This window comes from Xanthomonas sp. NCPPB 1067 (assembly GCF_020783795.1).
GTDB classification, from domain to species: Bacteria; Pseudomonadota; Gammaproteobacteria; order Xanthomonadales; family Xanthomonadaceae; genus Xanthomonas; species Xanthomonas melonis.
The window spans coordinates 92,135-106,135 of the sequence record NZ_JAJGQG010000006.1 but is presented as its reverse complement, the minus strand read 5'-3'; the positions used below and the strand labels follow the sequence as shown (position 1 = coordinate 106,135).

The following is a 14,001-nucleotide window of genomic DNA, read 5'->3' as shown; positions in this document are numbered from 1 at the left end:
CCGCCAGCAGCCCCATTAAGGTGCAAATGCGCCAAAACCGGTATGCTGCGCGGCAGCAAAACCGCACGGATGGGTGGAATGCTTTATCAACTGCATGAGCTGACCCGCAATCTGCTTGCCCCCTGGGTGCATCAGGCCCAGGCCAACGCCAAGATGTTCTCCGATCCCGACAGCCTGTGGGCTTCGCTTCCGGGGGCCGAGCGCATGGCCGCCAGCAACGAGCTGTTCCATCGTCTGGGCAAGGAATACGAAAAGCCTGCCTGGGCGCTGGACGATGTCGAAGTGGACGGCCATTCGCTGCCCATCATCGAACGTGAAGTGCTGAGCAAGCCGTTCTGCCGCCTGCTGCGCTTCAAGCGTTTCAGCGACCATGTCGAGCTGATCGGCACGATGAAGCAGCAGCCCGCCGTTCTGGTGGTGGCGCCGCTGTCCGGCCATCACGCCACCCTGCTGCGCGATACCGTGCGCACCCTGTTGCGCAACCACAAGGTGTACGTGACCGACTGGGTGGACGCACGCATGGTGCCGCTGGAAGCCGGCGCGTTCCGACTCGAGGATTACATCAGCTACATCCAGGACTTCATCCGTCATATCGGCGCCGAACGCCTGCATGTGGTGAGCGTGTGCCAGCCCACCGTGCCGGTGCTGGCGGCGGTGTCGCTGATGGCGTCCAACGACGAACCCACGCCGCGTTCGTTGGTGATGATGGGCGGCCCGATCGATGCGCGGCGCAGCCCGACCCAGGTCAACAACCTGGCGACCGAAAACGGCATCGAGTGGTTCCAGAACAACCTGATCCACACCGTGCCATTCCCCTACCCGGGCCATGGCCGCCAGGTGTATCCAGGCTTTCTGCAGCACGCCGGCTTCCTGTCGATGAATCCCAACCGGCACGTGATGTCGCATTGGGATTTCTATACCGATCTGGTCAAGGGCGACCTGCAGGACGCACAGGCACACCGGCAGTTCTACGACGAATACAACGCCGTGCTCGACATGCCGGCCGAGTACTACCTGGACACGATTCGCGTGGTGTTCCAGGAGTTCCTGTTGCCGCAGGGCAAGTGGACCGTGGATGGCCAGTTGGTCAAACCCTCGGCGATCCGCAACACCGCCCTGCTCAGCATCGAAGGCGAGCTGGACGACATCGCCGGCCTGGGCCAGACCGAGGCCGTCCACGACCTGTGCACCGGCATCGATGCCGCGCACCGCCGCCACCTGGTGGTGGAAGGCGCCGGCCACTACGGCATCTTCAGCGGCCGCCGCTGGCGCGAAGTGGTGTACCCGCAGGTGCGCGAATTCATCGCCCGCTACGATGCCGATCCGGTCGGCAGCCGCGACCCGGCCATCGTCACGCCGATCCGCAAGCGCGGCAAGCGCGCCTGATCCAGGCAGACAACCATCCCCGGCAGGAATGGCCGGGGATGGTTGTTTATGGGCGTGGCAGAGCGCTCCGGCGATGTTCCCTGCCCGTCGTGTCAGTAGCGCCCGTGACCCAGTGTCAGGGAATGAGCTTAAAACCTTTGGGTTACAGCCATTCCGGCAGCGCTCATCTACAGTCGATGTCCCCTGTGCCGATACCTCTGGCCAGGTGGGTTTCACTTTTCGATAGGGCGATACGATGCAACTGACACGCTTGGCGCGGCCGGCCATGGCTGACACTTCCTTTGGCGCCACCCGGCGTCTGTGCCTGGCGATCGGACTGGCGCTGCCGGGACTCGGCATGGCCCAGGTCGCTCCTGCGCCTGCCAACGCCGAACAGGCGGTCGCCGAGCCGGCCAAGCGCCCGGACACGACGGCACCGGCGACGGCCAAGGGCTACCCGCTCGAAGCCCAGGGCTGGGGTTCCAAGCAGGGCGGCAACATGTGGCAGGTGCGCTGGGCCGAGGACTGGTCGTATCTGAAGGATCGCTCCAAGCGCAAGAGTCCGTTCGATCCGCTCAAATACATTCCGCTCAGCGAGGACGGCGATGTCTACGTTTCGCTCAGCAACGAGCTGCGCGTGCGCAGCAATACGATCACCAATCCTGGCCTGATTCCCGGCAGCCACTCGCAGCAGCAATACCTGTTCCGCGCGTTCTTCGGCGCGGACTGGCACGTGGGCGAGCACTTCCGCCTCTACACCGAACTGGCGCACGGCAGCCTGGACGGGCGCAACGAAGGCACCAAGACCGGTACGCAGGAAAACAACGCCATCCTGCAGCAGGTCTTCTTCGACGTGAAGGGCAACATCGGCGGCGCCGACACCGGCCTGCGGGTTGGCCGCCAGGTGTTTGTCGACGGCCCCACCACCTTGATGGCACTGCGCGACAACACCGACATCTTCGTCACCTTCAACGGTGCGCGCGCCTGGGCGATCGGCGAGAAGACCCGCGTGGACGTGTTCGACTTCAACTTCAACCTGGACGGGACCGAAGGCCTGGGCGACGACCGCATCGACCGTTCGCGGCATTTCCGCGGCGTGGTGGGCGGCTATCGGTTGCCCACCGCCAAGCCGATGTACCTGGAGCCGTTCTTCTACCAGTTCCGCAACGACAACCAGGTCTGGGGCCGACAGACCGCCGAGGAACACCGCAACTACTACGGCCTGCGCCTGTGGGGCAACGTGGGCAAGCTGCGCACCGATTCGTTCGTGGCCGTGCAGCGTGGCAGCTTCGGCGGGCGTGACCTGCGCGCCTATATGGCCAGCACCTCCAACGCCTGGACCCTGAGCGATGCGGGCTGGAAGCCGCGTCTGGGCTTCCATAGCGAAATCGCGTCCGGCGGCGGCGGCACGTCCGGCACCGGCACGCTCCGCAACAACAATTTCCTGTACGGCAACACGATCTACTTCAGCTGGGCCACGTTCTTCGGCCCGGTCAATCTGGTCACCGCCGCGCCGACGTTCACCTTCTCGCCCACCTCCAAGATCACCGTCAATCTGGAATGGGAAACCCTGTGGCGCCAGACCACCAGCGACGCGATCTACAACAACCAGGCGCGTGCCTATGCACGGACCCAGAACACCGGCGAACGGCGCATCGGCACCATGCCGCGCATCAACGCCACCTGGAACATCGACCCGAACTGGTCGGTGACCTTCCGCGCCGAACACCTGATGGCCGGCCCGGCGCTGACCAAGGCCGGTTACGGCGATTCGACCTTCGTGATGGGCTGGTTGAACTTCCGCTTCTGAGTGCCTGCGGCGGATCGGTGCGCGTGCGCACCGACGCGTTTTGCCGGTGCAGCCGTTCACCTGCAGCAGCGATGCATGCGCATGCCGCGCCCTGTCCGGGGCGCGGCATGTTGCTTTTCACCGTCTGTACGACAGTCGATGCCAGGAGCGCGGGCCGCACACCGTCTGCTGCAGTGGCGACCGCACCGATTCGGCCCTCAATCTCCAGGACCACGTTTGGCGGACTGGGCCGTGGCTGCCCGCTCCCTCGTCATCGGAAGACTGCGCCCATCGCGACGCGACTGGGTCGAAGTGGTCGCGCGCTCGGCGGCACGCCGGCTGGCAGGTACTGGCCAGCGATACTCTCCGGCGCCGTCGTTGCGTCGGGCGTACTGAACGATGGTCAGATGCTTGCCGTCGTCCTGGGCCTGCAGCGGGCGCGTGGTTCCGCGTAGCGCTGGCGGCAGGTCGGCGAGTCGCTGCGCAAGCGGCCTTGCATCGGCCGGACGATCGCGCAGCCACAGCAGGGCCGTCACCGTCCGTACCGCCGCAGCGGTGTACTGCAGCGTGTGCTGGTGATTGGCATGGTCCGGACGCGCCACGTTGGCCAGCAGGCAGCCGATGGCATTGGCCACGCAGGCCACCGTGGCCGTGTCGGGCGTTGCCACCATGCCGGGCGGCAGCGCCTGATCCTGCGCCAGCAATGCCTGCACCGGCGCGCTGCAGGCCCAGGCAAAGGTCGGCGCCAGCAGCGCCTGGGTGCGCTCGCGATCCAGCAGCTGTGGCGAGATGCGATCCAGCCAGTCGCCATCGCCCTGCTGGACGGACGCGTCCTGCAGCATCGAAAACACCCTCCGCGATTCGCCGTGCAACGCATTGCAGAGCGAACGCTCCTCCATCCCTGCGGGTGCGAACGCCGCGGCACAGTGCGCTGGCAACGGCAGCTGCGCAGGCAGCTCGGCCAGCATGTCGGCGAACAGCTGCGCATCGCCACGCAGCATCGCAGCGCCAATCAACGTGATCGCCAGGTTGTCGCCGCTACGCAGCAGGACGCGGGCAACCCGCGCATCGGTGCAGACATCGCTCAAGGCCTGGGTGGTATGCCCCTGTGCGAAGGCCAATGCGCTGGCCGTCATCGCCAGCGTTATCCGCGGCAGCTCCGGCAACAGCGTCTCGGCGTGCGGCGGGAGCGGGTTGCGGTAGTCGGTGTAGTGCGCCAACGTCCGCATCCTGGCCAACATCGGCGCCTGTGCGGCCAGCGCATCGGCATAGGCCTGCGGTTGTTCGCGCACGCGCTGCAGACATCCGCCGGCGCCGGCACGGCACAGGGCTGGCGCGGTGGCTGGCCAGCCAGGCAGGCGCGGATAGTCCGCGGCGGCGCTGCGAAACGGCGCCTGCCTCGGCAGTCGATTCAGACGTTCCATGTCCTGGGCCAGCACGGTCTCGCGCTGCGCTTCCGGAACCGCATAGGACAACGACCACAGCGCCGCGAACATGTTGGGCCCACGCAACGGCTGCAGCGGCTGACGCAGTTGCGCCAGCGCCTGCCGCTCTGCGTCGGGGATCGGCCAGCGTTGGGAAACGGCATACAGCGCCACCAATACCGCGAGCAGAATGCAGACACCGAGCAAGGCGGTCTTGAGGAACTTGGCGAGCATGTTCACGTTCTTCCCTGGGAAGCCGCACATCTTATCGATGTCGCGCTGTTTCAGCGGGCAAAGCAGGGGCGGCCGATGGGGCGGCGAACCCGCGTCTCTTCCGTCCAAGGACGTCAGACGCTGACGACTGCTTCCCACCTTGTTCCCCGGCAGATTCGTTGCAAGAACGATCGTCCCGCACACCAGCGGCGGCGGTGCCCTCATCCGGCGCTACGCGCCATCTTCTTTCAGGGGGAGAAGGGAAGCGTTTGAACCAATGACCGGGTTGTGGCGGTCGACGCACAGCGAAGCGCTTTGACCAATCCCGAATGCCCAATCTCCAATCCCCGCCCCACCTCCACCGGACGCGGCCGAATGCCTACACTATGCCGATGTCCGAATCCCCCACTCCGCACGCACGCCCTTCCCTGCAACGCGTCTTCCTGACCGGGTTGCTCACCTTGCTACCGGTCTGGCTGACCTGGGTGGTGGTGAAGTTCGTCTTCGCGCTGCTCTCGGGCATCAGCAGCCCCTGGGTGGTGCCCCTGTCCGAGCGCATCGCCGCGTCGTTTCCGGACTACCTGGGCTGGATCAAGGCGCTCTGGGTGCAGAACACCATCGCCCTGATCGCAACGGTGGCGGTGATCCTGTTCGTCGGCATCCTGAGCCGGCGCGTGATCGGCCAGCGCTTGCTGCGCTGGTTCGAGGCGGTCATGCGGCGCATTCCGCTGGCCAGCGTGGTCTACGACAGCGCGCGCAAGCTGCTGGACATCCTGCAGACGCAGCCCGGCAGCACCCAGCGCGTGGTGCTGATCGACTTCCCGCATCGCGACATGAAATCGGTGGGCCTGGTCACCCGCGTGATCAAGGAACAGGGCACCGGCCGCGAGCTGGCGGCAGTGTATGTGCCCACCACGCCCAACCCCACCTCCGGCTATCTGGAAATCGTGCCGGTGGAGCTGCTCACGCCCACCGACTGGAGCGTGGACCAGGCGATGAGCTTCATCATCTCCGGTGGCGCAGTGGCACCCGAATCGGTGCCCTTCACCCGCACAGCGGATCGCTGAGACCATGGCGCACACGCGGACCCTGGACGATCGCGCGGTGCGCCTGTTCATCGCGCTGGCTGCGTTCTTCTGCGTCAACGCCGCGCTGGCCGAGTTCATCGGGGTCAAGATCTTCGCGCTGGAAGACACCCTGGGCATCGCGCCGCTGAACTGGAACCTGTTCGGCCAGACCGGCTCGCTGAGCTTCACCGCCGGCACCTTGTTGTGGCCGGTGGTGTTCATCATGACCGACACCATCAACGAGTTCTTCGGCAGCCGCGGGGTGCGTTTCATCTCGTGGGTGGCGGTGGCGCTGATCGGTTATGGCTTCGTGTTCGCCTTCGCTGCGATCGCACTGGCACCGGCTGGCTGGTGGATCACCGCAGCGCAGAGCCAGGGCGTGCCGGACTACCAGGCGGCGTTCGCGGCGGTGTTCGGGCAGGGTTTGTGGACCATCGGTGGCTCGCTGGTGGCATTCCTGGTCGGCCAGCTGATCGATGTGTCGGTGTTCCACCGCATCCGCCGCGTCACCGGCGAAAAGCACGTGTGGCTGCGCGCCACCGGTTCCACCGCGGTTTCCCAGCTGGTGGACAGCTTCGTGGTGATCTACATCGCCTTCGTGCTCGGCCCGCAGCATTGGTCGATGGACCAGTTCCTGGCGGTGAGCACGCTCAACTATGTCTACAAGATGGGCTTCGCGGTGGCGCTGATCCCGCTGCTGTATCTGGCGCGGCGCGGCATCGGCCTGTATCTGGGCGCCGCGCGTGCCGAGCAGTTGCGCGAGGAAGCCGCCGCCGATTGAGCCTGGCCGCGGCGCCCCTGTCACCCGCAGAGCCAGGCGCCGCAAGGCCCGGTTCGGTCAGCGCAGCGCACCGGGCATGGCCGGGCGGGTCCAGGACCGTGCCATGCATGAATTGCGTATGGGCGGTATGCCCGCCATGGGTGGCCGTCGCGGTGCGGATCGGGCAAGCTCCCCGCTCGCTTGTTTCCGGAGCCGGTAATGCCCCCGAGCTTTTCCCGCCTGTTGTCGCTGGTCCTCGCCACCGTGCTGAGCCTGTCGGTGGCGCCGCCCGCCGATGCCGCCAAGAAGAAGACCGCCAAGGCACAGACCACGCAGACGCGCGCGAAGGCGAGCAAGGCCAAGAAGACTGCCAAGCCGGCCAGGAGCGCCAAGCCGGCCAAGGGCAGCAGAGCCGCCAAGGCCAGGCCGCGCGCCGTGGCCGCACCGGTGGTGCTGAGCAAGGCGCAGCAACTCAACCTGCTCTACGACCAGTACTGGGACGCCTCGCTCAAGCTCAACCCGTTGCAGGCCACCTTCCAGGGCGAGAGCCGTTACAACGACCAGTTGCCCAATTTCCTGTCGCCGGCGTTCCGCCAGCAGTCGCACGACTTCACCGTCCTGTGGCTGGGCAAGGCCGAAGCGCTGGGCCCCGACGGACTGAGCGGCCAGGACCTGCTCAGCTACCAGATCTTCGTGCGCGATGCGCGCAGCGCGCTGGCGGCCGAGCAGTTCCCCAGCTGGATGCTGCCGATCAACCAGTTCTACAACATCGCCAGCATCGCGGTGGTGCTCGGCTCGGGCACCGGCGCGCAACCGTTCAAGACGGTCAAGGACTACGACAACTGGTCGCGGCGTGCGCTCGGCATTCCCGACCTGTTCGACCAGGCCATCGCCAATATGCGCGCCGGCATGCAGGCCGGCGTGGTGCAGCCCAAGGTGCTGATGCAGAAGGTGCTGCCGCAACTGGATGCGATCATTGCGCGCACCGCCGAGGACAGCCTGTTCTGGGGACCGATCCGCAACCTGCCGGCGGATATGCCCGAGGCCGACAAGCAGCGCCTCACCGCCGAGTACAAGCGGCTGATCGAAGTGCGCATCCTGCCCGCCTATCGCGCGCTGCGCGGCTTCATCGCCACCGAGTACCTGCCGGCCTGCCGCGATACCGACGGCCTGGCCGCGCTGCCCAACGGCGCGGCCTGGTACGCCTATGACGTGCGCCAGAGCACCACCTCCGAGCTGTCCCCCGAGCAGATCCACCAGATCGGGCTGGACGAGGTGGCGCGCCTGCAGGGCGAGATCCAGACGCTGACCAGGCAGGTGAAGTTCCGCGGCAACCTGCCCAAGTTCTACAAGTTCATGCAGACCGACAAGCGTTTCAGCTTCCGCAGCGACACCGAGCTGCTGGGCTATTACCGCGGCCTGCAGGGACGCGTGCAGGCCGCGGTGCCGCGCCTGTTCGCGCTGCAGGGCATTCCCGAGCTGGAAGTGCGTGCGGTGGAACCGCAACGCGCGCAGTCGGCGGCCAGCGGTTCGTACATGCGCCCCAGCGCGAATGGCAGCGCGGGCAGCACACCGGGCATCTTCTACGTCAATACCTCCGACCTGCCCTCGCGCCGGACCTGGGAAGCGGAGAGCCTGTACCTGCACGAAGCCATCCCCGGCCATCACTACCAGCTCGGGCTGCAGCAGCAACTGACCGACCTGCCCAAGTTCCGCCGCCTGGGCGGCGAGACGGCCTACATCGAAGGCTGGGGCCTGTACGCCGAATCGCTGGGCCGCGAGCTGGGGCTGTATCAGGACCCGTACAACTACTACGGCTACCTGCAGAACGCGCTGTGGCGCTCGATCCGGCTGGTGGCCGATACCGGCTTGCACAGCAAGGGTTGGACCCGCAACCAGGCCATCGACTACATGCTGGACAACTCGGCGATGAGCCGCACCGATGCCGAGGCCGAAGTCGACCGCTACATGGCCATCCCCGGCCAGGCGCTGGCCTACAAGGTGGGCGAGATGAAGATCGCGCAGTTGCGCGAACAGGCCCAGCGCGAGCTGGGGCCGCGCTTCGACGTGCGCGCCTTCCACACCGAAGTGCTCAAGGACGGCTCGGTGCCGCTGGAAATCCTGCAGGACAAGATCCAGCGCTGGATCGCAGCGCAGAAGGGCTGAGCCGGCTCGGCCCAAGGCGCGCGTCCGACCAGGGAGCGCGCACGGCAGGCCGGTGCAGCCGTTGCCCGCTGCGCCGGCCGCTACACTACCCGCTCCATTGGGGGCAGTAACGATGCAGCCGCACGACGACCACAGCGACCACGCATTGCCGCGCGAGATCGCAGCGCAAGCGCCGTTTCTTTCGCCCAGCCTTGCTGCACGCCTGCAGGATGGCCAATGGCAGCGCAATCTGGTTGGAGAGGCGGGAGCGGAGGTATTTCGCGTGCGACTCCCCACCGGGCCGGAGGTGTTCCTCAAGCAGGCAAGTGGCGCGACCGCGCATGCGCTGACCGAGGAGATGGCCCGCCTGGAGTGGTTGTCCAGTTTGGCGGGCGAGCTGCCGCCGGTGCCAAGCGTCGAGCACTTCGAGTGCGCGGCAGGCCACAGCTGGCTGCTGACACGCGCGATGCCGGGCCGGACAGCGAACGAATGGCTGCAGGAGGCGCCTGGACGCGGCCTCGCCATCGTGCAATCGCTGGCGACGGCGCTGCGCCGCTGGCATGCGCTGCCGGTGCAACACTGCCCGTTCAACGCCGATCACACGCTGCGGCTTGCCCAGGCCCGCCAACGCCTCGATGCCGGACTGATCGACGCGGACGATTTCGACGACGCCCGCGCCGGCTGGACGCCCGAGGACGTCTGGGACGCGATGCACGCGCTGCTGCCGCTGCGGATGGAGCGTGTGGTCACTCATGGCGACTACTCGCTGGACAACATCCTGCTCGATGCGCAGGGCCAGGTGACCGGCATCATCGACGTGGGCCGTGCCGGAATCGCCGATCCGTACCAGGACCTGGCGATCCTCTGGAACGGCCTGTCGGAGTTCGGCGAAGACCTCCAGCAGGCGCTGCTGCCGGCGTACGGAACCGCAATGGACAGCGACAGGCTCACGTTCCACCTGTGTCTGGACGAGTGCTTCTGAGGCATCCACACGCCGGCCGGTCGACCCGCGCGCCATCGGTTCGACGCAATGCCCCCGCCCCGCATCCACGCTGCATCCGGATGCGCGCACCTGCGGGACTGCATGCGCCGCACACTGGATCAGCCTTGCGCACACGCCGCCGCCAGCGCGGCGATATCGCGCGGGCTGGTGCGGCAGCAACCACCGATCAGGCGCGCGCCGGCCGCCCGCCATTGCGCGTGCTGGTCGGCCAGGGTGAGCACAGCCCCATGGCCGGCGTGCCAGCGCTTGTCGGCCGCGTCGTAGTGCTCGCCGGAGTTGGGGTACACCACCAGCGGTAATGCGGTCAGCGCCGACAGGCTGTGCAATGCAGCGGTCACTTGATCCAGCGCAATGCAGTTGATGCCAACTGCGATCACCTGGGCACAGGCATCCAGCGCTGGCACCACCTGTGCCAGCGGAGTGCCATCGCTCAGATGCACCGCATCGCGCAGGGTGAACGAGAACCACGCATGCAGTTGCGGAAATTCTTCCAGCAGCAAGCGCAAGGCGGTGATCTCACCGGCCGATGGCAAGGTCTCGCAGGCCAGTACATCCACCCCGGCCGCCGCCAACGCGGCGATGCGCGGACGGTGGAAGTCCATCATCTGCTCCAGCGGCACCACGTAGTCACCGCGATACTCCGAGCCGTCGGCCAGATACGCGCCATACGGACCCACCGAGCCTGCCACCCACAACGGCGCAGCATCCGGCTGCAGCTGCAGGTGATCGGCGCGTGCCTGCACGGCCAGCTGCACGCTGCGCGCGACCAGTGCCTGCGACTGCGCCAGATCCAGTCCGCGCGCGGCGAACCCCAGCGGGGTCGCCTGATAGCTGGCGGTGATCGCGCATTGCGCACCGGCGGCGAAGTAGTCGCGGTGCACCTGGTAGATCAGCTCCGGCTGCTCCATCAGCACCCGTGCCGACCACAGCGCATCGTTGAGATCGCAGCCGCGTTGCTCCAGTTCGGTGGCCAGGGCGCCATCCAGCAAGACAACCCCGTCGTGCTGCAAGGCCTGGCTGAAGGGCGCGTTGGCACGCGGCCGGCGGGAAGCAATCGTCATGCGTGCAGTCTCCGGGCTGCCAGCCACTGGGTCAGTGCGTAGGCGCCGTAACACAGCGCCACGAAGGGAATCCCGCAGTACAGTGCAATGCGCTGCTGCGGATCGAACGCCAGCCCGATGCAGGCCAGCAGGCACAGCGTCAATCCCAGAATCGGCGTCCACGGATACCACGGCGCCCGATAGGCCAGCGTTTCCACGGCGATACCGTCGTCAAGCAGCTGGCGGCGAAAACGGTAATGCGCAGCGCAAATGCTCAGCCATACCACCACCACCGCAAACCCCGAGACCGCCGAGATCGCAACGAACACGGTGTCGGCCGCATAGACGGCGGTCAGCAGCGCAAGCAGACCACCCAGCATGCTGAACGCCACCGCATGTAGTGGAATGCCGCGGCGGGTCAGCCGCGCCAGGCCCGCCGGCAAGGTACCTTCGTTGGCCAGCGACCACAGCATGCGCGAAGCGGCATACAGCCCGGAATTGGCGGCCGACAGGATCGCGGTCAGGATCACCGCGTTCAACACGTCGGCCGCATACGGAATACCCAACAGCTCGAAGCCGCGTACGAAGGGACTGGTGTCCACCGCCGCCTGCCCGGCCGGCAGCAACGCCGCCAGCACCAGCACCGTGCCGACGAACAGCACCACCAGCCGCACCAGGGTCGTCCGGATCGCCAACGGAATCGCACGCGCAGGCTGCGCGGTTTCGCCGGCAGCCACGCCGATCAACTCGGTCCCGGAGAACGCGAAGTTGACCGCCACCATCGTCATCAGGATCGGCAGGGTGCCCTGCGCGAACCAGCCATCACTACGCAGATGGCGCAGGCCTGGCGGTGGCGTGCCATCGGCCAGCGGCAGCACGCCCACCACCGCTGCACCGCCCAGCACGATGAAGACCAGCAGGGTGATCACCTTGATCAGCGCAAACCAGAATTCGCCTTCGGCGAACCAGCGCGCCGACACCGTGTTCAAGCCGAAGATCAGCGCGCAGAACAGCAGGCACCATGACCATGCCGGGCTGTGCGGAAACCAGTACTGCATGCAGAACGCCGCGGCCGTGAGGCTGGAGCCCAGCGCCACGGTCCAGCTCAGCCAGTACAGCCACGCCACCACGTAACCGGTGGCCGGCCCCAGATAGCGCGCGGCATACACATGGAAGGCGCCGGTCTGCGGCATCGCCACGGCCAGTTCGCCCAGGCATTGCATCACCAGGTACACCACCAGTGCACCGATGCTGTACGCGATCACCGTGCCCAGCGCGCCGGTGCTGGCGATGATGTAACCGGAATTGAAGAACAGCCCGGTGCCGATCACCCCACCCAGCGACAGCATCACCAGATGGCGCACCTGCATGCTGCGCTGGAACTGCATGGCGGTGGTGGAGGACGGCTCGGGCATGAATGAATCTGGTCGGCGTTCCCCGCATCGTGCCATGCGCGCGCGGGCGAGCACAGCCATGCGCGGTGGAGCTGTGACGCAGGGCCTGCCGCTCACTGGCCGGCGGTTATGCTGCCGATCGGTTTCTACTGGCCCTTCCCATGCCACGCCATCGCCGTACCGCTCTGCACACATCCCCGCGCAGTCTCGCCACCTGGTGCTTGCCTGGGCGCTTGCCCGCTCCACACCGTGCAATGTGCGCGGGCGCCGTCGATCCTGCCGCGCCATGCAAGGCGCGCACGCGCCCTGCGCGCAACACGTGCTCGAACACGTGGACATCGACCCGCTTGCCGACAGCCCTGACGTGGAGCGCGGCATGATGCTCGCCGGAATTCACCACGTGGCGATCATCGCCGGCGACTATGCGCGCTCCAAACAGTTCTACTGCCAGATTCTGGGCTTGCGCGTGCTCGATGAGCATTACCGCCAGGCACGCGATTCCTGGAAGCTGGATCTGGCGTTGCCCGATGGCGGCCAGATCGAACTGTTCTCATTCCCCAATGCCCCCACCCGTCCCAGTCGCCCGGAAGCGCAGGGACTGCGCCACCTGGCCTTTCGCGTGGCGGACCTCGACCGTGTCGTGGCGCATCTCAACGCGCATGGCGTAGTGACCGAGGACATTCGCATCGATGAGTACACCGGGCGACGTTTCACCTTCTTCGCCGATCCGGACGATCTGCCGCTGGAGCTGTACGAGACCTCTTGAATCCCGCTTTCGGCGATCAAAGGCAGTCACATCGGCTACGCCTGCACGTCTTGGCGGCATGACTTCCGGCGGATGCAGCGACCTGGCATGCACGCAGAAGATTCCGATACCCCAGGGACACAGGAACCGTCGATGCTGCAGATTCGTGCGTTGTCCAAGACCTACGCCAATGGCGTGCATGCGCTGCAAGGTGTCACGCTCGACATTCCGCGCGGCATGTTCGGGTTGCTGGGGCCAAACGGTGCCGGCAAATCTTCGTTGATGCGCACACTGGCGACGCTGCAGGAAGCCGACGCGGGTAGCGTCACGTTGCGTAGCGCCGATGGCAGCAGTCTGGACGTGTTGAAGGACAAGGATGGCCTGCGCCGCCGGCTGGGGTATCTGCCGCAGGATTTCGGGGTCTACCCGAAGGTCAGCGCGCTGGACATGCTCGACCACTTCGCCGTGCTCAAGGGGCTGACCAGCCGCGGCCAGCGCAAGGAGGTGGTCGAACGGTTGCTGCAACAGGTCAATCTGTGGGACGCGCGCAAGCGCAAGCTCGGCACGTATTCCGGCGGCATGCGCCAGCGCTTCGGCATCGCGCAGGCACTGCTGGGCGACCCGCAACTGGTCATCGTCGACGAACCCACGGCCGGGCTGGACCCGGAAGAACGCAATCGATTCTTGAACCTGCTGGCCGAAATCGGCGAGAACGTGGTGGTGATCCTGTCCACCCACATCGTCGAGGACGTCACCGACCTGTGCCCATCGATGGCCATCATGAACAAGGGCCAGGTGCTGCTGAGCGGCCGGCCCGCCGATGCGATCGCCATGCTCGATCAGCAGGTCTGGCGCAAGCAGGTCAGCAAGCCCAGCCTGCCCGACTACGAGGCACGCTTCACCGTGCTGTCGACGCGCTTGATCGCCGGCCATCCGGTCATCCATGTGTTCAGCGCCGATTGCCCGGAACCGGGCTTCGAACAGGTCGCTCCCGATCTTGAGGATGTCTATTTCCAGCGCCTGCGCAAGCAAGCGCTGGCTGCCTGACGGAGCGCG

At 66.4% G+C, this 14,001-nt stretch carries 10 protein-coding genes and 1 pseudogene; 8 read left to right on the top strand and 3 right to left on the bottom strand.

All coding sequences use genetic code 11. The features are described 5' to 3' along the window. Positions 1 to 42 precede the first annotated feature (42 nt). Together LL962_RS07020 and LL962_RS07015 are read left to right on the top strand one after the other, a co-directional pair. On the top strand, positions 43 to 1,386 hold the full coding sequence (locus LL962_RS07020; protein ID WP_228316414.1) for a polyhydroxyalkanoate depolymerase: 1,344 nt from the start codon (positions 43 to 45) through the stop codon (positions 1,384 to 1,386). A gap of 235 nt (positions 1,387 to 1,621) precedes the next feature. Beyond that, on the top strand, positions 1,622 to 3,175 hold the full coding sequence (locus LL962_RS07015; protein WP_228316413.1) for an alginate export family protein: 1,554 nt from the start codon (positions 1,622 to 1,624) through the stop codon (positions 3,173 to 3,175). Between the two features lie 281 nt (positions 3,176 to 3,456). On the opposite strand, the pseudogene LL962_RS07010 reads toward LL962_RS07015, so the two are convergent. Continuing rightward, positions 3,457 to 4,812: pseudogene (locus LL962_RS07010) on the bottom strand (hypothetical protein); the annotation flags it as partial. Between the two features lie 371 nt (positions 4,813 to 5,183). Here LL962_RS07010 and LL962_RS07005 point away from each other — a divergent pair. The 4 genes from LL962_RS07005 (at position 5,184) to LL962_RS06990 (ending at position 9,745) form a co-directional block, all read left to right on the top strand. Continuing rightward, positions 5,184 to 5,858: a DUF502 domain-containing protein gene (locus tag LL962_RS07005; RefSeq protein ID WP_104588068.1), complete on the top strand. Its 675-nt coding sequence runs from the start codon at positions 5,184 to 5,186 to the stop codon at positions 5,856 to 5,858. Positions 5,859 to 5,862: 4 nt separating this feature from the next. Beyond that, entirely contained in the window at positions 5,863 to 6,639 is a 777-nt protein-coding gene (locus LL962_RS07000) for a queuosine precursor transporter (RefSeq protein WP_104588069.1), read from the top strand. A 198-nt stretch (positions 6,640 to 6,837) separates the two neighbouring features. Beyond that, positions 6,838 to 8,784 carry a DUF885 domain-containing protein gene (locus LL962_RS06995; RefSeq protein WP_228316411.1) on the top strand — a complete coding sequence of 649 codons (1,947 nt, stop codon included), beginning with the start codon at positions 6,838 to 6,840 and terminating at the stop codon, positions 8,782 to 8,784. Between the two features lie 145 nt (positions 8,785 to 8,929). Continuing rightward, entirely contained in the window at positions 8,930 to 9,745 is an 816-nt protein-coding gene (locus LL962_RS06990) for an APH(3') family aminoglycoside O-phosphotransferase (RefSeq protein ID WP_425478175.1), read from the top strand. 119 nt (positions 9,746 to 9,864) lie between these two features. Here the strand turns inward: LL962_RS06990 and mmuM are convergent, their stop codons facing one another. Both mmuM and mmuP read right to left on the bottom strand, forming a co-directional pair. Next, positions 9,865 to 10,827, bottom strand: coding sequence for a homocysteine S-methyltransferase (gene mmuM / locus LL962_RS06985; RefSeq protein WP_228316410.1), 963 nt, complete (start codon positions 10,825 to 10,827; stop codon positions 9,865 to 9,867). Continuing rightward, positions 10,824 to 12,221, bottom strand: a complete 1,398-nt coding sequence (gene mmuP, locus LL962_RS06980; RefSeq protein WP_228316409.1) for an S-methylmethionine permease — start codon at positions 12,219 to 12,221, stop codon at positions 10,824 to 10,826. The genes mmuM and mmuP overlap by 4 nt, the downstream gene beginning before the upstream one ends. Positions 12,222 to 12,576: 355 nt before the next feature. Between mmuP and gloA2 the strand changes: the two genes are divergently transcribed. Together gloA2 and LL962_RS06970 are read left to right on the top strand one after the other, a co-directional pair. After that, a complete protein-coding gene (gene gloA2, locus LL962_RS06975) occupies positions 12,577 to 12,966 on the top strand; it encodes an SMU1112c/YaeR family gloxylase I-like metalloprotein (RefSeq protein WP_104588128.1) in 390 nt (129 codons plus the stop codon). Between the two features lie 132 nt (positions 12,967 to 13,098). Beyond that, complete coding sequence (locus tag LL962_RS06970) at positions 13,099 to 13,992, top strand: ABC transporter ATP-binding protein (RefSeq protein WP_104588074.1); 894 nt, start codon at positions 13,099 to 13,101, stop codon at positions 13,990 to 13,992. The last annotated feature ends 9 nt before the right edge of the window (positions 13,993 to 14,001 follow it).

Coding starts and splice junctions, on each gene's coding strand:
- LL962_RS07020 (WP_228316414.1), top strand. CDS start 43: ATGCTGCGCGGCAGCAAAACCGCACGGATGGGTGGAATGCTTTATCAA.
- LL962_RS07015 (WP_228316413.1), top strand. CDS start 1,622: ATGCAACTGACACGCTTGGCGCGGCCGGCCATGGCTGACACTTCCTTT.
- LL962_RS07005 (WP_104588068.1), top strand. CDS start 5,184: ATGTCCGAATCCCCCACTCCGCACGCACGCCCTTCCCTGCAACGCGTC.
- LL962_RS07000 (WP_104588069.1), top strand. CDS start 5,863: ATGGCGCACACGCGGACCCTGGACGATCGCGCGGTGCGCCTGTTCATC.
- LL962_RS06995 (WP_228316411.1), top strand. CDS start 6,838: ATGCCCCCGAGCTTTTCCCGCCTGTTGTCGCTGGTCCTCGCCACCGTG.
- mmuM (WP_228316410.1), bottom strand. CDS start 10,827: ATGACGATTGCTTCCCGCCGGCCGCGTGCCAACGCGCCCTTCAGCCAG.
- mmuP (WP_228316409.1), bottom strand. CDS start 12,221: ATGCCCGAGCCGTCCTCCACCACCGCCATGCAGTTCCAGCGCAGCATG.
- gloA2 (WP_104588128.1), top strand. CDS start 12,577: ATGATGCTCGCCGGAATTCACCACGTGGCGATCATCGCCGGCGACTAT.
- LL962_RS06970 (WP_104588074.1), top strand. CDS start 13,099: ATGCTGCAGATTCGTGCGTTGTCCAAGACCTACGCCAATGGCGTGCAT.